At 74.6% G+C, this 18,333-nt stretch carries 18 protein-coding genes; 14 read left to right on the top strand and 4 right to left on the bottom strand.

Annotation, left to right across the window (positions count from 1 at the left end; genetic code table 11):
* The first annotated feature begins 26 nt into the window (after nt 1-26).
* The 4 genes from ACIRBY_RS03305 to ACIRBY_RS03290 all read left to right on the top strand — a co-directional run bounded on the left by ACIRBY_RS03305 (nt 27) and on the right by ACIRBY_RS03290 (nt 5,167).
* Nucleotides 27-2,066: an NAD-dependent epimerase/dehydratase family protein gene (locus tag ACIRBY_RS03305; RefSeq protein ID WP_403895384.1), complete on the top strand. Its 2,040-nt coding sequence runs from the start codon at nt 27-29 to the stop codon at nt 2,064-2,066.
* A complete protein-coding gene (locus ACIRBY_RS03300; RefSeq protein ID WP_403895380.1) occupies nt 2,063-2,791 on the top strand; it encodes a PIG-L deacetylase family protein in 729 nt (242 codons plus the stop codon). The genes ACIRBY_RS03305 and ACIRBY_RS03300 overlap by 4 nt, the downstream gene beginning before the upstream one ends.
* Nucleotides 2,784-4,016 (top strand): acetyl-CoA carboxylase biotin carboxylase subunit family protein, encoded by a 1,233-nt coding sequence (locus ACIRBY_RS03295; RefSeq protein ID WP_403895377.1) that lies wholly within the window; start codon nt 2,784-2,786, stop codon nt 4,014-4,016. Before ACIRBY_RS03300 ends, ACIRBY_RS03295 begins: the two co-directional genes overlap by 8 nt.
* Nucleotides 4,017-4,087: 71 nt before the next feature.
* A complete protein-coding gene (locus ACIRBY_RS03290) occupies nt 4,088-5,167 on the top strand; it encodes a glycosyltransferase (protein ID WP_403895374.1) in 1,080 nt (359 codons plus the stop codon).
* Here the strand turns inward: ACIRBY_RS03290 and ACIRBY_RS03285 are convergent.
* Entirely contained in the window at nt 5,132-6,727 is a 1,596-nt protein-coding gene (locus ACIRBY_RS03285) for a CocE/NonD family hydrolase (protein WP_403895371.1), read from the bottom strand. The two genes, ACIRBY_RS03290 and ACIRBY_RS03285, sit on opposite strands and share 36 nt — an antisense overlap.
* Before the next feature lie 58 nt (nt 6,728-6,785).
* Here ACIRBY_RS03285 and ACIRBY_RS03280 point away from each other — a divergent pair, with 58 nt between their 5' ends.
* Genes ACIRBY_RS03280 through ACIRBY_RS03265 form a run of 4 tightly spaced genes read left to right on the top strand, consistent with a single transcriptional unit; the run spans nt 6,786 to nt 10,876 of the window.
* Nucleotides 6,786-8,306 carry an AMP-binding protein gene (locus ACIRBY_RS03280; RefSeq protein WP_403895369.1) on the top strand — a complete coding sequence of 507 codons (1,521 nt, stop codon included), beginning with the start codon at nt 6,786-6,788 and terminating at the stop codon, nt 8,304-8,306.
* Nucleotides 8,303-9,316 carry a macrolide 2'-phosphotransferase gene (locus ACIRBY_RS03275; RefSeq protein WP_403895366.1) on the top strand — a complete coding sequence of 338 codons (1,014 nt, stop codon included), beginning with the start codon at nt 8,303-8,305 and terminating at the stop codon, nt 9,314-9,316. Before ACIRBY_RS03280 ends, ACIRBY_RS03275 begins: the two co-directional genes overlap by 4 nt.
* On the top strand, nt 9,313-10,149 hold the full coding sequence (locus ACIRBY_RS03270) for an alpha/beta fold hydrolase (RefSeq protein WP_403895363.1): 837 nt from the start codon (nt 9,313-9,315) through the stop codon (nt 10,147-10,149). The genes ACIRBY_RS03275 and ACIRBY_RS03270 overlap by 4 nt, the downstream gene beginning before the upstream one ends.
* A complete protein-coding gene (locus tag ACIRBY_RS03265) occupies nt 10,139-10,876 on the top strand; it encodes a nucleoside 2-deoxyribosyltransferase domain-containing protein (protein WP_403895360.1) in 738 nt (245 codons plus the stop codon). The genes ACIRBY_RS03270 and ACIRBY_RS03265 overlap by 11 nt, the downstream gene beginning before the upstream one ends.
* Here the strand turns inward: ACIRBY_RS03265 and ACIRBY_RS03260 are convergent.
* A complete protein-coding gene (locus tag ACIRBY_RS03260; protein ID WP_403895358.1) occupies nt 10,852-11,415 on the bottom strand; it encodes a GNAT family N-acetyltransferase in 564 nt (187 codons plus the stop codon). The genes ACIRBY_RS03265 and ACIRBY_RS03260 overlap by 25 nt on opposite strands.
* A gap of 296 nt (nt 11,416-11,711) precedes the next feature.
* Here ACIRBY_RS03260 and ACIRBY_RS03255 point away from each other — a divergent pair, with 296 nt between their 5' ends.
* Both ACIRBY_RS03255 and ACIRBY_RS03250 read left to right on the top strand, forming a co-directional pair.
* Entirely contained in the window at nt 11,712-12,392 is a 681-nt protein-coding gene (locus ACIRBY_RS03255) for an RNA polymerase sigma factor (RefSeq protein WP_403895355.1), read from the top strand.
* A gap of 13 nt (nt 12,393-12,405) precedes the next feature.
* A complete protein-coding gene (locus tag ACIRBY_RS03250; protein WP_403895353.1) occupies nt 12,406-12,609 on the top strand; it encodes a zf-HC2 domain-containing protein in 204 nt (67 codons plus the stop codon).
* A gap of 51 nt (nt 12,610-12,660) precedes the next feature.
* Here ACIRBY_RS03250 and ACIRBY_RS03245 read toward each other — a convergent pair whose 3' ends face one another.
* Nucleotides 12,661-13,170: a DM13 domain-containing protein gene (locus ACIRBY_RS03245; RefSeq protein WP_403895351.1), complete on the bottom strand. Its 510-nt coding sequence runs from the start codon at nt 13,168-13,170 to the stop codon at nt 12,661-12,663.
* Between the two features lie 179 nt (nt 13,171-13,349).
* Nucleotides 13,350-14,258 carry a hypothetical protein gene (locus ACIRBY_RS03240; RefSeq protein ID WP_403895349.1) on the bottom strand — a complete coding sequence of 303 codons (909 nt, stop codon included), beginning with the start codon at nt 14,256-14,258 and terminating at the stop codon, nt 13,350-13,352.
* Nucleotides 14,259-14,679: 421 nt separating this feature from the next.
* On the opposite strand from ACIRBY_RS03240, the gene ACIRBY_RS03235 reads away from it, so the two are divergent.
* The 4 genes from ACIRBY_RS03235 (at nt 14,680) to ACIRBY_RS03220 (ending at nt 18,198) form a co-directional block, all read left to right on the top strand.
* Nucleotides 14,680-15,585, top strand: a complete 906-nt coding sequence (locus ACIRBY_RS03235; RefSeq protein WP_403895346.1) for an SDR family NAD(P)-dependent oxidoreductase — start codon at nt 14,680-14,682, stop codon at nt 15,583-15,585.
* 81 nt (nt 15,586-15,666) lie between these two features.
* On the top strand, nt 15,667-16,248 hold the full coding sequence (locus ACIRBY_RS03230; RefSeq protein ID WP_403895343.1) for a TetR/AcrR family transcriptional regulator: 582 nt from the start codon (nt 15,667-15,669) through the stop codon (nt 16,246-16,248).
* A gap of 361 nt (nt 16,249-16,609) precedes the next feature.
* On the top strand, nt 16,610-17,155 hold the full coding sequence (locus ACIRBY_RS03225; protein WP_403895340.1) for a hypothetical protein: 546 nt from the start codon (nt 16,610-16,612) through the stop codon (nt 17,153-17,155).
* Nucleotides 17,152-18,198 (top strand): NAD-dependent epimerase/dehydratase family protein, encoded by a 1,047-nt coding sequence (locus ACIRBY_RS03220; protein ID WP_403895338.1) that lies wholly within the window; start codon nt 17,152-17,154, stop codon nt 18,196-18,198. The genes ACIRBY_RS03225 and ACIRBY_RS03220 overlap by 4 nt, the downstream gene beginning before the upstream one ends.
* Nucleotides 18,199-18,333: the final 135 nt, after the last annotated feature.

The raw sequence follows: 18,333 nt of genomic DNA, 5'->3' as shown, positions 1-18,333 counted from the left end.
CGTTCCGTACACCCTTGGAGACGACCATGACTCCCGTACGCCTCGCGATCGTCGGGTGCGGCGCCGCCGCCCGCGGCTGCCACCTGCCCGCGCTGCCCCCGCTCAAGGGCGACGTGCAGCTCACCGCGCTGATCGACCGTGACCCTCGGCAGGCCGAGGCCGCGCTCGCCCTCTACCGGGAGCTGGGCGGCACCGCCGCCGAGCAGGTGGTGCTCGCCACCGACCCGGCCCTGGCCGCGGACGCGTTCGACGCCGCCGTCGTGGTGGCCCCGCACACCCTGCACGCGCCGATCGTCGAGGCGCTGCTGGCGGCGGGCAAGCACGTCCTGCTGGAGAAGCCCATGACCACCTCGGTCGAGGACGCCCGCCGGCTGGCGCGGACCGCCGCGGCCGAGGGCGCGCCGGTGCTGGCCATGGCCCACCCGCGCCGGCTCTTCCCCGCCTACGCCTGGATCAAGCGGCTCATCGACGCCGGGGACCTCGGCGAGGTCGTACGGATCGACTGGTCCGAGGGGCACCCGTACGCCCACGAGCCGGTCTCCTGGTCGATGTTCGACCGGCGGCTCGCGGGCGGCGGCGTCCTCACCGACACCGCCTCGCACGTCTTCGACACCCTGCTGTGGTGGCTGGGCCCCGACGTCGAGGTGGTCGGCGCCGAGGACAACTCGCTGGGTGGGGTGGAGACGGACGCCCACGTCCGGCTGCGGTTCGGCACCACCGACGTGACCTGCGACTTCAGCCGGCTGCGCGACCTCGGCATCAGCTGCAGGGTCACCGGTACCCGTGCGACGGTGACGATCGGCACCGACTTCCCGGCCGGAGAGTGCACCCTGGTCACCGCCGACGGTGTGGAGCTGCACCGCGGGGACGTGCCGGCCCAGGCCCCGGCGCAGGACGAGTGGGAGCTGCTGTTCGGCGAGCAGCTCGCCAACTTCGCGGCGGCCGTGCGGGGAACGGCCGCCGTCCACTCCACCGCGCAGGACGGCGTGCGGGTGGTCGAGCTGATCCAGGAGTGCTACGGCGGCCCCGCCCACGAGCGTTCCGCGCAGCCGTGGACGACCCGGGGCCGGGAGGCCGCGGCCGGGTCCGGCGCCCTGCCCGCGCTGGCGGGCCGTACCGTGGCCGTCACGGGCGCGAGCGGCTTCATCGGCGGCCGGCTCGTCGAACGGCTGGTGCTCGGCACCGAGGCCCGGGTCCGGCCCGTCGTGCGCGGCTTCGGCCGGGCCGCCCGGCTGTCGGTCCTGCCCCAGGACCGGCTGGAGTTCCGCCAGGGCGACCTGCTGGACCCGGCCGCGCTCCGGGAGGCGTTCGAGGGCTGCGACACCGTCGTGCACTGCGCGTTCGGCAGCTCCGGCGACGAGGGCGACCGCTGGGCCGCCTCCGTCGCGGGCACCGGGAACGTGTTGGCCGCCGCCCGCGCCGCCGGTGTGCGGCGCGTGGTGCACCTGAGCACGATCGACGTCTACGACCCGGCCGTGACCGGCGCCCTGACCGAGGACTCCGCCGCACGCCCGGCCGACCCCGCCGACCAGGAGTACGAGCAGCAGAAGCTCGCCGCCGAACAGCTCGTCGTACAGGCCCACGGCGACGGCCTGGAGACGGTGGTGATCCAGCCCGGCGTGGTCCACGGCCCCTGGGGCGGCCAGTGGACGACGGCGCAGCTCCGGCGCCCGGAGGGCGATTTCGCCCAGCTCCCGGCCGGTGACGACGGCGGCGTGTGCAACGCCGTGTACGTGGACGACCTGGCCGAGGCCGTCCTGCTCGCCGTGGACACCGCGGCCGCGGCCGGCGAGCGGTTCCTCGTGGGGCACTCCGCGGAACTGCGCTGGGGCACGTTCTTCGACGCGGTCCGCGCGCTGCGCGGGCTGGGCGGTCCCGCGGCCGTCACCGCCGGGGAACCGGTGGCCGACTGGGAGCTGGAGCTGTACCGTTCGACGGCCCGCGCCGACTACGCCAAGGCCCGCCGGGTGCTGGGCTTCACCGCGCGCACCCCGTTCGCCGAGGCGTCCGCGGCCACCGCGCAGTGGGCCCGCTGGGCCGGGGAAGCCCCGGAGGCCGGGGCGTGAGCGCGCAGAGGACGGGGACGGGGTCCGCGGTGACCGACGTCCTGGTGGTCGCGCCCCACCCCGACGACGACGTGATCGGCTGCGGCGGCTCCATCGCCAAGCACGTCCGCGACGGTGCCCGGGTGACCGTGGTGATCGTCATCGGCCGCGAGCGCAGCGCCTTGGACGACGCGGTCACCGACGCCGAGTTCGCCGCCGAGACCGAGGCCGCCGCGAAGGCCCTGGGCGTGCACCGCTGCATCCGCTTCGACGAGCCGTCGCGGGACTTCACACTCAGCCGCCGCGTCCATCTGGACCTCGTCCGGGTGCTGCGCGAGGTGCAGCCGCAGGTGGTGTACCTGCCGCACGACAACGACGACGACGTCGAGCACCGCATGGTGCACCAACTCACCCTCGAAGCCCTGTGGATGGCGCGCTCCGAGTTCTTCCAGGAGGCCGGCGGGCCGCCGATGCCGGCGCCGCGGCTGGTGCTCGGCTACGAGGTGTGGGCGCCGATGGCGCGCTTCCAGTACGCCGAGGACATCGGCGGGCAGATCGGGGCCAAGGTGGCGGCGATGCGCGCGTACGTCTCCCAGCTCCGGCACGCCGCCTGGGACGAGGGCGTGGAGGGCCTGGCGCGCTACCGCGGGGCGGTCTCGGGCGGCTCCGGCCACGCGGAGGTGTTCCAGGTGCTGGGCCTGGGCACCCCGCCGCCCGCGGGTCCGGCGGGAGGCGGCCGTGACTGACCGCCTGCTGGTGTGCGGGCTCGGTTCGGGCATGGACCGGTCGCTGACCGAACTGCGCTCGCCCCGCCGGGAGCTGGTGGTGGTGACCGAACGGCCCACGGACCGGGTCCGCGCCGCCGCGGACGTCCTGCTGGTGTGCGACCCGAACGACGCGGTGGCGGTCCTCGCCGCGCTGTCCGCAGCCGGGATCGACCGGGTCGACGGCGTGTTCTCGCTGGGCGCGGACAACCCGCCGGTGATCAGTACGCTCGCCCGGCACCTCGGCTGCCCGGGCCTGCCCCTGGAGACCGCCCTGAACTGCACGTTCAAGGACCGGCGGCTGGCGGTCCTGCGCAAGGCGGGGCTCGACCTTCCGCGGTACGCGACCGCCGAGAGCGTCGGCGAGGCCGTGCGGGCGGTCGAGGACATCGGGCTGCCGGCGGTCATCAAGCCCAGCGACCAGACCGGTTCGCTGGGCGTGATGAAGGTGGAGTCCGCGGAGCAGGTGCGGGAGCTGGCGCAGGAGGCGCTGCTGCTCAGCCCGGGCGGCCGGATCGTGGTCGAGGAGTTCCTGGAGGGCACCGAGCACACCCTGGCGGCCTTCATGGTTGACGGGAAGCTGCACCGCTTCGGGTTCGCCGACCGGGAGTACGGACGCAAGGAGGAGTTCGCCCCGCACTTCTTCGAGGGCGGCGACACCCTGCCGAGCGTGCTGACCGAGGAACAGATCGAGGAGGTCACGGACACGGTCCGGCGCGGGGCCCGGGCCCTGCGCCTGGACCCCGCGGTGATCAACACCGACATCCTGCGCACCCGCGACGGCCGCGTGGTCCTGCTGGAGATCACCTGCCGGATCACCGGGGCCCGGATCGCCACCGAGGTGATGCGGCTGGCCACCGGGGTGGACCCGCTGCCCAACGTGGTCCGCCTCGCCCTCGGGCAGCCCCTGGACCTGGACGAGCTGACGCCGCGGCACAGCCGGGCCGTGGTACAGCGGTTCGTGCCGGCGGACGGCGGGGTCGTCGAGTGGGTCGGCGACCCCCACCACGTCGCCCGCCGGGCCGGGGTGCACGACGTGTTCTGGGGCATGGACCTGGAACCCGGCACCGAACTGCCCGCCTACCGCGGCGGCTCCGACGTGCTGGCCGGGGTGATCGCCCATGCCGAGGCGCCGGCGGAGGCCGAGGCCATCGCCGAACGCACGCTGCGCGCCCTGCCCCTGCGGTTGCGGGCGCCCGCCCGATGACCGCGCACCGACCGGCCCGCGGCACTGCGCGGGCCCACCGTACGGACACGAACGACACAAGGGAGAACGGGATGGCCACCGACCCGGTGGACGAGGCCGCGGTCGACAAGGGCATCGCCCGGACCGCCGTGATCATCGCCCTGCGCGACGACCTGCGGATCGCCGACTGCATCGCCTCCGTCGACGAGGACGTCGAGATCGTCCTGGCGCTGAACGGCCCCAGCGACGCCGTGCTGAAGCTCATCGCCGAGCATCCGCGCCCGCTGACCGTCACGGAGATCGAGGACGTCGGCAACCTCGGGGCGGCCTACAACGCCGGAGCCGCCGCCACGGACCGCCAGTACCTGCTGCTCATGGACTCCGACTGCACCTTCGCCCCGGGCGTCGTCCGCGCCATGGTGCGGTGGGTGCTCACCGAGCCCGTGGTCAAGGGACAGGTGGTCTACGGGGAGTCGCAGGGTCTGCTCAGCCGGCTCACGGCGCGGGTCCGCGAGTTCGACGAGGGCGACTACGTCAGCGCGCTGTCCCCGCCGCTGATCTACAACCGGGACATCGTCGACCACATCGGCGGCTACCACTTCGACGAGCTGATCCACTGGTGCGAGGACCGGGAGTTCGACTTCCGGCTCCAGCTCGCGGGCATCCCCGTGGTGTACCTGCCGCAGGCGCGGATCTTCCACGACGCCCAGCACGGCTTCGCCAACATGCGCAGCTACTTCCGCTACGGCGTCGGCGAGGGCATCGCCCAGGAGACGGGCGTGTTCACCACTCCGGCGGTGCCGGTGGCGTGGCGGCTGTTCGAGGCCTCGCGGACGCTGGTGCACTGCGCCCGGGACAAGGGCGCCGCGGCGGCGGCGTACTACGCCCTGCTGAAGGCGGCCTTCCACGTGGGCACCGCCCACCACCTGCTCAACGACCCGTACCAGGTGCGCGACCGCTACCCGGCCTCGGCCAAGCGGGCCCGGATGGTGCGCTCGATCCCGCAGCACAGCACCAAGCTGTCCGGCGCCCAGCTGCGGCGGCTGCGGCGGGCCCACTGGGAGGCGGGCCGGCGGATCGAGAAGGTGGCGGACCTGTCGGTCTTCCACCCGGACGCCGCCGGCCCCGGTCCCGCGTCAGGCGCCGGGCAGGCGCGGCAGCAGCAGGCGTGAGGGGTGGTCACCGCCGTGGTGGACGGTGTGGTGGGCCAAGGCCGGCGGATGGACGTCGAAGCGCGGTGCGTTGCTGGCCGCGACTTCCAGACGGATCCGGTGGCCCGCGCGGAACACATGGCCCACCGCCCCCACCGCGACGGTGACCTCCACCGGCCCGCCGGCGCCCCCGCCGTCCGGCCCCGCCGCGAGCCGGCGGACCCCGTCGCACAGCAGCTCGGCCCGGCCGCCGGGGTGGACGTCGACGAGCTTGGCCGTCACGTCCGCGCCGGCGGCGTCGGGGGTGACGTACACGGTCAGGACGGTGTCGCCGACGACGGTCAGCGGGGCCTCCAGCGGCTCGCCGGTGAAGCAGAGCACGTCGGGACGGCGTTCCACCTCGCGCTGGTCCAGCGGGCCGCAGTCGCCGCCGGTGAACTGCCCGGGCAGGGCCGTGGCGCCGCCGGTGGTGGGCACCGGGTCGGCCGGGTCGTGACGGATCCGGTCCGTCCCGGCGCGTGCCGGGACGGGGCCGGACGCCAGGCGGCGGCCGTCGAGGTGCAGGACGAGCTCCTCGGTGCCGGGGACGGGCCAGTCGGGGAAGGTGCGCCAGGCGTCGGCGCCGGTGAGGAACAGCCGCACCGCATCGCGGCGGTCGGGGCCCCCGCCGGAGCGGCGCAGATGCTCGTCGAAATGCTCCAGGTGCAGAGCGGTGACATCGAGTTCGGCCTCGTCCGCGGCCAGTCCGTAACGACGCTGGGGAAATATTCCGCCGGTGATGCAGTGCGACCACGGACCGACCACCAGACGCGTACTGTTCCCGCATTCCCGAATTCCCCGGTAATTCTCCAGGGCGCCGGCGAGGAATATGTCGTACCAGCCGGTGAGGTGGAGCGCGGGGACGTCGATCGCCGGGTACGCCTCGCGGGGCGCGGCGCGCAGCCAGTACGGGTCCCCGGCCGGGTGCTCGCGCCAGCGGCGGTAGTACGGCGCCAGGCGGTCCAGCAGGTCCGCGGCGGCGTCCGGGTCGCGGTACAGCTCGTCGATCCGGTCGACGGCCCCGGCCACCTCGGCCCGCTCGGCCGCGCTCAGCCCGGCCCCTTCCAGCAGGAGGTCGTAGAGCACCCAGTACAGGACGAAGCCCAGCTGGAAGGCGCCGCCCTGGCGGGTCCAGCCCTCGTCGAAGCCCGATCCGGCCACGTGCGGGACGACGGCGCCCAGGCCCGGCGGGCGCTCCGCCGCGGCGAGCAGCGCGGCCATGGCCTCGTAGGAGCGGCCGAACAGTCCGGCCGAGCCGTCGCACCACGGCTGCGACACGGCCCAGGCGACGGTGTCCGCGCCGTCGGCGGCCTCGTGCCAGTACGGATCGAAGCCGCCGCCGGAACCGAACCGGCCGCGGACGTCCTGCACCAGCAGGGCGTACCCGGAGCGGACCAGGCGCAGCCCGTCGACGGACGCGCCGCCCGGTGCGCCGGACCTTCCGTAGGGCGTGCGGCGCACCAGAACCGGAACGGGGTCCGCGGTGTCGGGCCGGTAGAGGTCGGCGGCCAATAAGACGCCGTCGCGCACGGGTATTTTCACATCGTGTTCCACAACAATACGCACCCGCTCATATTCCATCAGGACGAGGAAATTCACAATGCAGTCCTCCGGAAACACCGGAATTCCCTTGCTGGAACCGTTCTTCGAAACGGCGCGCACCGATCCCGCCCGCCCCGCCGTCATCGACAACGGACTCGTCATCGGCTACGGCGTCTTCGCCGCCTGGGTGCTGGAGGTGGCGGCCGCCGTCACCCCGCGCACGGACCGGCCGCAGCCGCCGGTCGGGGTGGTCGTGCACCACTCGGCCCGGGACGTGGCCGCCCTGCTCGGCGTGCTCGCGGCGGGCCGGGCGTACGTACCGCTGGAGGCCGGACACCCGCCCGCCCGGCTGGAATCGGTCCTGGCCCGGCTGGGGGTCGAGGAGGCCGTGGCGACCGCGGACACCGGCTGGCAGCCGCCGGTCGCACGGGTGCTCCGCCCGCGCTGGACGCCCGCCGCTCCCGCACCGGGGACCGCCGAGCCGCCCGCCGCCCGCGCCCGCCCCGAGGACCCGGCCTACGTGCTGTTCACCTCGGGCTCCACCGGCGAGCCCAAGGGCGTCGTGGTGCCGCACCGGGCGCTGTCCGCCGTGGTGCCGCCGCTGCGCACGCTGTACGGGATCGGACCCGGCGCCACCGTGCTGCACTTCCACGGCGCCGGCGGCGACACGAGCCTGGAGGAGATCCTCCCGACCCTGACCGGCGGGGCCGCGCTCGTCGTCGACGACGCGGCCCGGGAACGGTTCGCCCAGGTGGCCGAGGAGCAGGAGGTCACCGTCGCGGTGCTGCCGACCGGCTTCTGGCACGGCCTGGCCGGAGACCTGCTGCACCAGGGTGCGGGGCTTCCGGCCACCCTGCGGACGGTGGTGATCGGCGGGGAGGCGGTGCGGGCCGACATGCTGGAGCGCTGGCGGCGCCTCGGCTCCGACGGAGTGCGCCTGCTCAACACGTACGGATCCACCGAGACGGCCCTGGTCACCCACGCCGTGCAGCTGGCCGGGCCTGGGGCGCCCGCCCTCCCCGCGGCCGGCGGCGACCTGCCGATCGGGCTCCCGCTGCCGCACGTCGGGCAACGCATCGACGAGGCGGGGGAGTTGTCCGTGTCCGGGCCGGGCCTGGCCCTGGGCTACCACGGCGATCCCGGTGCGACGGCGGCCGGGTTCACCGAGCACGAGGGCGTCCGCTGGTACCGCACCGGGGACCTGGTCCGCGAGGCGCCCGGGGGAGCCCTGGTGTTCCGGGGCCGCTCCGACCACCAGGTCAAGATCCGCGGCCACCGGGTGGACCTGATCGAGGTGGAGGGCCTGGTCGGCGGCTGCCCGGGCGTCCTGGAGGCCGCCGCCGCCCGGGTGGAGCGCGCCGAGCACAGCACCCTGGCCGCGTTCTTCGTACCGCTGCCCGACCACGACCCCGCCGAGGTGGCGGCGGCCGTCCGCGCCCGCCTCTCGGCCACGGCGGCCCCGCAGCTCGTCCCCAGCGTGCTGGTCCCCGTCCCGGCACTGGAACGCACCCACACCGGCAAGGTGGACCGCGACGCCACGCGGGACCGCCACCTCGCCCCCACCGGGGCGGACCGGTGAACCGGCCCGCAGGAGCGGAGCCGGCCGCACCCGCCTTCGGACCCGGCCCGTCCGAGCAGGCCGTCCGTGCCGGCGCGGACGCGGACGGCCGCGCACGGCTGGACGCCCTCGTCGGGGAGGCCGCGCGGCGGCTCGGCGAGGAGCTCGACCCCGCGAGCGCCCGGGCCGACGAGTCGGGCTGGGACTTCCGGGTCGTGCACGTCCGGGCCGCCGACGGCACGCGGTGGATCCTGCGGCAGCCGCGGAGGCCCGAGGCCGCCGCGCTGCTGGCGTTCGAAGGGGTCGTGCTCACCGCCGTCCGCGACCGCGTGCCCGTGCCGGTGCCGCACTGGCGCCTGCACGCCCCGGACCTGGTCGCCTACCCCCGCCTGCCCGGCGCGCCCGCGGGCACAGAGGACCCGGACACCCTGGTCTACGGCTGGTCCATGGACCCGCTGGGCCACCCCGACCGGTACCTGGAGCCGCTCGCCCGGACCCTGGTCGCGGTGCACACGACCCCGACGGACCTCTCCCCGGCCCTCGCGGCCCGGGCGGCGGGGGAGGGGGCGGACCCCGGCGCCGTCCGCGCCCGCACCGCGCACCGGCTGGCCCGGGCCCGGGCCGAACTCCCCCTCCCGGCGGCCGGGGTACGCCGCTGGCGGTCCTGGCTGGACGACGACCGGCTGTGGCCCGGGCGGCTGGCGCTGGTGCACGGCGACGTCCACCCCGGGCACACCCTGGTGACCCGCCCCCACTCCGGGCCGCCCGTCCTGGCCGGCCTGCTGGACTGGGCGAACGCCCACGTCGGCGATCCCGCCGTCGACTTCGTCGACCTGCTGTACGCGGGCGGCCCCGCCCTCCTCGACCGGCTCCTCGCGGCCTACCGCGCAGCGGGCGGCGAGGTACGCCCCGGCCTGCGGGAACACGTGCTGGCCCGGGCCGACTTCCTGTGGGTCCACGTGGCCCTGCGCGGCCTGGACACCGGCCGCCCCGCCTGGGTGGAGACGGCCCTGCGCAGGATGGCGCCATGACGGGCCCGGGCGCCGGGACGCGCACGAGCGGCCGCACGCCGGGCGGGACGGCGTACACGGTGCACGGTGCGGTCGGCCCGCCGGTGGTCCTGGTGGCCGGCGCGGGCGGGTCGGGCCGGATCTGGGAACACCACCAGGTCCCGGCCCTCACCGCCGCGGGCCGCCGGGCCGTCACCTTCGACCACGGCCCGACGGCCGTGGGCCCCGTCGAACTGGCCGCGCTGATACGTGAGTTGCTGCCGGTCCTCGGACTCGCCGGGTGCCCGCTGGTGGGTCATTCGCTCGGCTCGCTCGCCGTCCAGGAACTGCTGCTGACCGATCCCGGCCTGGTGGACGGCGCGCTGCTCGCCGCCACCCGGGGCCGGCCCGACGCGGTGGGGGAGGCCCTGGCGCGCGCCGAGGCGGCCGCCGCCCGGGCCGGGACCACGCCGCCGCCCGCGTACGAGGCCTTCGTCCGGCTCGTACAGAACCTCTCGCCCCGGACCCTCGCCGACGAGGGGGCGACGGCCTACTGGCTCGATCTGTTCGAGCTCGCCGCGCTGACCGGCCGGTCGGCCGCCCACCGGCCGGGTCCGCCGGTCCGGGACCGGCTGGCCGAGTACGGCCGGATCACGGTGCCCGTGCACGTCGTGGGCTTCGCCGACGACGTGCTGGCGCCGGCCCCGCTGGGCCGGGAGGTCGCACGGGCGGTCCCCGGCGCCCGCTACACGGAGCTGGCGGACGCCGGCCACCTCGGGTTCCTGGAACGGCCCGAGGCCTTCAACACCGTCCTGCTGGACTTCCTCACCGCCCTCGCCCCGACCACCGACCCCGGAGTGTCCCGTGTCCCCTGAGAGCCCCGTCACCGTCGTCCACGTCGGCCAGGAACCGCCCGCGTCCTGGGCGGCGGCCGTGTACCTGTGCGGTCCCACCCCCGCGGACCCGGCCGAGCCCTCCTGGCGCCCGGACGCCGTCGCCGCGCTGCGGTCGCTGTGGTCGGGTGCCGGGCGGCTGGTGGTGTTCCTGCCCGAGCCGGTGCCGGGCGGCGCCTACCCGGCGTACCCGGAGCAGATCGCCTGGGAGGAGGAGGCCATGAGCCGCTCCGACGTGGTCCTGTTCTGGATCCCGCGGGACATGGCCCGGCTGCCCGGCCTGGTGTCCAACGTCAAGTGGGGTACGTGGTACGACTCGGGCCGCGCCGTGCTCGGGGCCCCGCCGCGGGCCGAGCGCATGGAGTACCTGCTTCACTTCGCCGGGGCCCGGGACGTGCCGGTGGCCCGGACCCTTGCGGAGGCCGCCAGGGCGGCCCTGCGGGCGGTCGGACCGGGCGGCGCGCGCGGCGGCGGCGAGCGGGCGGTGCCGCTGACGGTGTGGCGGACCGAGGCGTTCCGGACCTGGTACACGGCCCGCCGGGAGGCCGGAGACCGGCTCCTGGACGCCCGGGTGGAGTGGTACGCGCCGCCGGCGGTGCCGGGCGGCACCGCCGGCTGGCTGCTGACGGTGACGGTCGCGCCGGGCGACGGCTCCGGCCCGGCCGTCGCCCGCCTGCTCGCGGCTCAGGGGCAGGGCATGCTCATGTAGAGCGCGTGCTCGCCCTCGGACTCGGTGCCGTGGTACAGCGCGGTGTCCAGGCCGCAGAAGGAGAAGCCCATGCGCCGGTAGGCGTGGATGGCCGGGGCGTTGACGTTGGTGACCTCCAGCCAGATGTGCCCGGCACCGCGTTCGCGGGCGAACCCGACCGCGCGCCCCATCAACTCCCGCCCCACGCCCCGCCCCCGGTGCCCCGGGGCGACCTCGATGTCCTCGATGGTCAGGCGCCGGTTCCACGGGGAGTAGGAAACCGCGGCGAAGCCGGCGACCGCACCGCCGGCGCCGACGGCCACGAAGGTGCGGCCGTCGGCGTCCTCACCGTCCGCCCCGTCCCCGCTCCCGTCGTCCTCGGGAAACACCTTCACCAGCGGCGGGTCCACCGGCACCTCCCTGAAGGCGAAACCGTCCTCGCTGACGGCGACCTCGAAGACGGTGCCGGTGGTGAAGGACCCGTCGACGGCCTCGATGGCCTCGGCGTCCTCGGGACGGGCGGTGCGGAACTCGTAAGCGGTGTCACTGGTAGCGGTCATGACCCGACCCTAGGCCCACCCCGTCAGGGTAAGGACGGGTTTCAGCCGGTTCCTCTCCCGGGTACAGCAGCTGCACCCACGCCGAGCAGCGAAGGGGGGCGGGGACCGTTGGCGTGGGGCCGGTCCGGGGACGGTCCCGGAGCGCCCAGGGCAGCCGGCTGTTCGACGTCGAAGCCGGCGGCCCTGGCCAGGGCTCGCGTTCCTTCCCCGGCGCCGACGCCGTCGGCGTGCGATGCGGTTCATCGGGCTGCCCTAAGCTGACCCTTCCGGTTGAGGGTCGGCAAGGGGAGAGGTGCATGGGAGGCGGGCGCGAACTGCCGCCGGACGAGGTCCTGGTGCAGCGGCTGCGTGATGGCGACGAAGAGGCGTTCGCCCTGGTGCTGGACACCTGGTCGGGTGGCATGATCCGGCTGGCCATGTCGTTCGTGTCGACCCGGGCGTCCGCGGAGGAGGCCGTCCAGGACACCTGGCTGGCGGTCATCAGGGGGGTCGACGACTTCGAAGGCCGTTCGTCCCTGAAGACCTGGGTGTACCGGATCCTGGTCAACACGGCCAAGGCGCGCGGTACGAAGGAGAGCAGGACCCTTCCTTTCGCCAGCCTCCTGCCGGAGGAGGAAGGGCCGACGGTGGACCCGTCGCGCTTCCGTGGCTCCGACGAGCAGCACCCCGGACACTGGGTCGTCGGGCAGGAACCGCGTCACCAGCACATTCCCGAGGACCACGTGCTGCGGGACGAAGTGCGCGAGATGATCGCGCAGGCGCTCGACGAACTCCCGCCCCGCCTCCGTACCGTGATCGCACTGCGCGATGTCGAGGGGTACCCCTCGGAGGAGGTCTGCGCCCTGCTGGAGATCTCACCGGGAAACCAGCGGGTGCTCCTCCATCGGGCCCGCGCCATCCTGCGCCGTAAGCTGGAGGCCTACTTGTCCAGTGCCCATGACGTTGCGGTGGGAGGGAACGACCGTGGACTGCGTTGACTTCGTAGAGCTGGTGACCGACTTCCTCGAGGGCGCCCTGCCCGAGGGCGACGAGCGGCGCTTCATCGACCACCTGGCGCGATGCCATGGCTGTGAGACCTACCTCGACCAGTTCCGTCAGACGATCGCCGCAACGGGTGAACTGACCCCTGACGGCGTCTCACCGGACGCCAGGCAGCAGCTGCTCGCCGCTTTCAGGGGCTGGCGCGGGCGGTGAGTCCCCCCGGGCGCCCTTCAGGCACCGGGGGAGTGGTGACGCCCGGACCCCTCAGGCGCGCTGCTTCAGCTCGGCCGCACCGAACGACGCACTGAACCGCTCGCACCAGATCGTCACCGTGGAGTACGCCTTCAGGTCGGTCCCCGCCGGGATCGCATAGTTCTGATTGCCCTCGTTGCCCTTGAGGCTGCCCAGGTCTACGTGCTTGCCGTCGTCGAGGTTGCCGCCGTCGCCCCGCCTGACCGGCTGGTCGCTCAGCCACACGTGCAGGGCGGGGCCGTCGGAGGTACGCAGGTTCGTCAGGCGCAGTGTCGCCTTCCCGTCCTCGCCCCGCAGGATCTCCACCGCCCCGCTGGTCTCGTGCTCGTGGGAGATGAAGGCGCCGGTCGCCGACGGCGTGGCCGTGGCCCCCTGCCGTGCGTCGGCCACAGGAGCCGCCTCATTGACGCGTTCCGTGGTGAGCAGGCGCCAGGGCTGGAACAGGTAGAGGCCGACGGCCGCCGCGACGACGACCGCCGCGGTGGTGATCCAGAAGGCGGGACGGTGCTTGGTTCGGGACATGAGGGATTCCGTTTCTGTTCGGTGATCACGGCGGATCGGCGGTCGGCACCTGCGGGGTGTGCGCCGGAAGACAGCGCGGCGCACGGCAGCGCGGCGCACGGGGCCGGCCCGGGACCGGCGCCCCGGCCGGCCCTGCACCTGCCGGCCGTCGGCTCAGGTGACGGGGTGTCGGACGACGGTCAGCACTGGACCTCGGAGGCGTGCCGGTGCTCCTCCCCGGCGGGGCGGGGGGCCCTCTCGCGGCGCAGCTCGTCGACCTCGTCGCGGACGGCGTCGAGGCGGATCTCGAGCATGCCGACACGCGCGCGGTAGCGTTCCAGCTCTGCTCGGACGAACTCGGCGTCCGCCACCTGCCGGCCCGTCTCCTCGCGGATGGCGGCGGTCTCCTCGGCGAACCTCTCCGTCGCGGCGTCGAGCGCGGCGACCGCCATGTCCCCCGCTTCCTCGGCGAGCGCGGCACGCTCCTCGGCGGCGAGGATCCGCTGCGCGGCGGCGCGGGTGACCGCCTCGATCCGGGCCTCGGCCGCCGCGGAGTCCGTGATGATCGCCAACTCTTCGATGTAGGAAGGAAGATCGGAGTTGAGCCGCATGATGAGCGTGACGAGGTCGTCGCGTGATCGAGCGGCGCGGTCGCCGTAGACGACCGGTATCGCCACCGCGGCCGTCATCTCGGCGTCCAAGGCTGCCGTCGGCGCCGGCTCGAACGCATCGGCGGTGGCGACGTGCACGGGTGCTTGAGGCGTCACCTCGGTGTCGGGGACCGCCCCGCACACGTGGGGCAGCGCCTCGGGGGCGGACAGGTGCCCGGGCGTACCGTGCGCCGTACAGCCGGCGGCACGGGCCTTCCCGGCGGCCGGCGCCTCGGCCCTCTCCCCGGCGGCCTTCATGGTCTCGGCTGCCGCGCGCTTGTCCTCCTTGCGCTTCTGCCGCCTGGCACGGAACTTCCTGAACGCGCCGAGCGCGTCGTGTTCCGGGTGCTCGCAGTAGCGCGGCGCCGGCCCCTGGGCGTCGGGTGCCTGCGGCTCGGGCGGATGGGTGCAACCGGGGTAAGCGCAGGTGTGGATGGTCTCGACGGTTTCGGCAGTCATCGTTCTCGGCCTTTCGTTGGCGGCTTGGCGGTGTTCCGGGTCGTCGCACTCGAACCCGCACCCGGATCGGGAGACGACGGGTCCGGCGCCGCGCTGGCGGCTGCCCCCGGGCAGGGCCTCCGTTCGGCTCCGGTCCGGGCTCTTCTTCAGCGGGCGGTCGGGAAGCCGTGCACGCAGGTCGTCAACGCTCATACCTCTCAGTGCCGTTGCCGCGCCGAACGTTACAAGTGACTTTCGAACCGGCCGCACCCTGCGGGTTCGCCGACCGGGCCAGGCGCGGTCGGGCCCCGCCTCCGGACAGTCGCCTGCCTGCTCCGAACGCAACCCTGATCAGCCGCTAACCGGATAGGTCATCCGAATGTATGGTACGGTCGCGCCAAGCGGATGGAGTATCCGGATACTGTCAGGGGTGGAAGAAGTGGTGAAGAGAACCGCTGTGGTCACGGCCGGCACGGCCGGCATCGGTGGGGAGACGGCGCTGGGGCTGGCTGCCGCCGGGTTCGCGGTCACCGTGGTCGGGCGCAACGCCGACCGGGGTGCCCGCGCGGTCGACCGGATCAACGCGGCCGGCCCGGTGCACCCTGCCCGCTTCCTTCCCGCGGACCTCGCCTCGCTCGACGAGGTGCGCGTGCTCGCCGAACGGATCGCCGCCGAGCACGCCGCCTCGGGTGAACCCCTGACCGTACTGGTCAACAACGTCGGGGCGATGTTCGCGGAGCGACGGGACCTGGGCGGAGTCGAGGCGTCGTTCGTCGTCAACCACCTGTCGCCGTACCTGCTGACCGAACTGCTGCTGCCCACGCTGACGGCCGGTGCGCCGAGCAGGATCGTGAACGTGACCTCGGGCGCGGTGGGGGTCGCCAAGCGGGTGTTCGACACGGTCGAGCCTCCCGGGGGCTACTACGGATTCCACTGGTACGGCCGCGCCAAGCTCGCCCACCTCGCCTACACGCTCGACCTGGCCAAGCGGCTGGACGGCACGGGCGTATCGGTCTTCGCCGCAGACCCCGGCGGCGCGGCGACCGACATGACCAACGGCACGATGACCGACCCGAAGATCGTCTCGCCCGCCCTGCGTCTGCTGTGGCCGCTGGTGCGCCGCACGTTCGAACGCTCGACCTCGGGTCCGGCATCCGTGGCGGCCAGGCCCTCGATCGTCGCCGCCACCGACGGCGCTCTGGCGGGGCGCACCGGGGTCGTCATCGGTGCCCGGGCGAGGCCGGTGGCGCCGCCGCGTGCGGCGACGGACCCCCGCATCGCCGAGGCCGTACGCCGGCTCAGCGAACAGCACGCCCCTCTCGCGGCCATCCGATCCGACCCGGCCTGACCCGCCCCGGCCCGACCCGACCCGTGACTGCGATGCGGGCGGCGCGGCCATCCGGATGGGCCATCCGATTATCATGTCCCCATGACGACGACACCCCTGCGCAAGGACGCGGCCCGCAACTGGGACCGGATCGTCGCCGTCGCCCGTGCACTCGTCGACGAGGGCACGCCGCTGCAACTCAACGACGTCGCCCGCCGCGCAGGACTCGGCGTCGGCACCGTCTACCGACATTTCGCCTCTCCCGAGGCGCTGCTGGAGACCGTCGCCGCCCCCTGCCTGGAGGCCCTGGCCGCCGACGGCGAGCGCGCGTTGGCCGACACCGACCCGTGGCGCGCGCTGGAGGGGTTCCTGACCCGCACCCTCGAAGCACAGATCACGGACGCCTCCCTGGCCCCGGTCACCGCCGCACCCGCAGACGCCCTGCCGCGCACCGCGGAGCTCAAGCAGTCGCTGCGGTCGGCCGGCAGCACACTCGTCGACCGCGCCGTCCGGGCCGGGGCGGTCCGCCCTGAGCTGGCCCCGGCCGACCTGCTCCCGCTCATGTGCGGCGTCGCCCATGCCGTGCACGTTCACGGCGGCGACCCCGACGACCGGATCGACACCGCCCGCCGCTACCTGGCCCTGCTGCTCGGAGGCCTGCGGGCCGCGCCGTCGCACACGTGACACGCGTGGCGTCCGGGAGTCGGCCGCGGTCCGACTTCCCGCGCCGGGCGACAAGGTCGACGAGCGGTGACACGGCGCCCCCATGGGCCGCCCGCCGGATCCGTCCGCGGGTTCCGCCTCACAGCCGCTCCTCTCCGCCGTGCGGCCCCGTCAGCGCCGAATCCCCGGGCAAGCGGCGCCTACCCGGTGCGCCCCACCTGACGCGGTGAGCCGCCGGCGGGGTTTGCGTCCCGTGGGCCGGGGCACGCGCCGATCGGGCCATGCCGGCAACCGCGACACCCGAGCGATCGGAATTGCCATGGACACCCCCTTCCCCAGCGCAGAGGTTCAAGCCCAGTCCCCTACGGAGCCGCAGCGCCTCTTGGCGGTCTACCTCAACGACCATCTCGCAGGTGCGGGCAGTGGGGTCGCCCTCATCCGCCGCTTGGCCCGGACCCACCGGAGCGGGCCTGCGGCGAAGCCGTTGGCCGCACTCGCCACGGAGATCGCCGAGGATCGCGAGAGCCTGCGCGAGTTCATGACCGCTCTCGACGTGCCCGCGCAGTGGCCCAGGGTGGTCGTGGGGCGGCTGGCGGAGAAGGCCGCGCGGCTCAAGCTCAACGGCCGCCTGGTGAGGCGCTCGCCCCTGAGCGACGTGCTCGAACTCGAAACCATGCGTCTCGGGGTCGAGGGCAAGGCAGCCATGTGGAGGTCTCTGAGGGCTGTCGCGGTCACCGATCCCCGCCTGGACCGGGCCGCCTTCGACCGGCTTCTGGCCCGGGCCGTGCGGCAGGAGTCCGAGCTGGAAGCGTTGCGGGTGGAGGCCGCGCGGCGGTCCTTCGCGACCTCGGCGGCGGCCGCTGCCCCCGGCCGGTCACGACGATCGCCAGGCCACGGCTTGCAGGGAAGGGCCGGGTGGGCGTCATGAGAGTCGTGGTGACCGGTGCGACGGGAAACGCGGGCACCAGCGTGGTGCGGGCCCTGGCCGCCGACCGGACGGTCGGCGACGTGATCGGGGTCGCCCGCCGGCTGCCGGGACTCCACGTCCCGGGTGTGCGCTGGGCGGCGGCGGACATCGACCCCGGCCGTGCCGAGCTGACGGACCTGTTCGAGGGCGCGGACGCCGTCGTCCACCTCGCCTGGAAGTTCCAGCCCACCCACGACCCCGTCACCACCTGGCGAACCAACGTGCTGGGAAGCATCCGCGTCTTCGAGGCCTGCGCCCGGGCCGGGGTGGGCGTACTGGTCCACGCCTCGTCCGTCGGCGCGTACTCACCGGGCCCCGCCGACGGGCGCCCCGTCGACGAGTCCTGGCCCACCCACGGCTGGCCGGGCGCCGCCTACACCCGGGAAAAGGCCTACCTGGAGCGGTACCTCGACGGATTCCAGTTCGCGCACCCCGGCATCCGGGTGGTGCGGATGCGGCCGGCGTTCCTCTTCAAGGAGGAATCGGCGAGCGAACAGCGCCGCATCTTCGCCGGTCCGCTCCTGCCGTGGCGCCTCATGCGTCCGGGCCTGCTGCCCGCCCTCCCCGCCGTCTCCGGCCTGCGCTTCCAGGCCCTGCACACCGACGACGCCGCCCAGGCCTACCGGGCAGCCGTCGTCCGGCCGGTCCGCGGACCGTTCAACCTGGTGGCCGACCCCGTACTGGACACCGCCGCCCTCGCCGCGATCCTGCACGCCCGCACGGTGCCGCTCCCCGCGGGCGCCGCCCGCGCCGCGCTCGCCGCGGCCTGGCGCATGCACCTCGTCCCCGCCGCCCCCGGCCTGCTGGACGCCGTCCTGCGGCTGCCCCTGCTCGATGCGGGCCGGGCCCGCGACGTGCTGGACTGGGCACCGTCGGCCACCGCCACACAGGCCGTCGCGGAGTTCCTCTCGGGCCTTCACCGCGGCCTCGGCGCCGACACCCCGCCCCTGGCCGCGTCGGGAGCCGGCACCGGCCGCTCCTCTTCGGCAGGAGGCGCGCCGTGAGCGGATCCGACACCCTCCCCCGCGATCACACGCAGGCCATCCTGGAGTCCACCAAACGCGTGGCCGCGCTCCTCAAGGAGGCCGACGTGCCCTTCGCGCTCGCCGGGAGCGTCGCCGCCTTCGCCCACGGCCTGC

Origin of the sequence: Streptomyces sp. NPDC096136, from assembly GCF_044763325.1 — a bacterium.
Lineage (GTDB): Bacteria > Actinomycetota > Actinomycetes > Streptomycetales > Streptomycetaceae > Streptomyces.
This window is presented reverse-complemented; position numbering and strand designations above follow the sequence as displayed.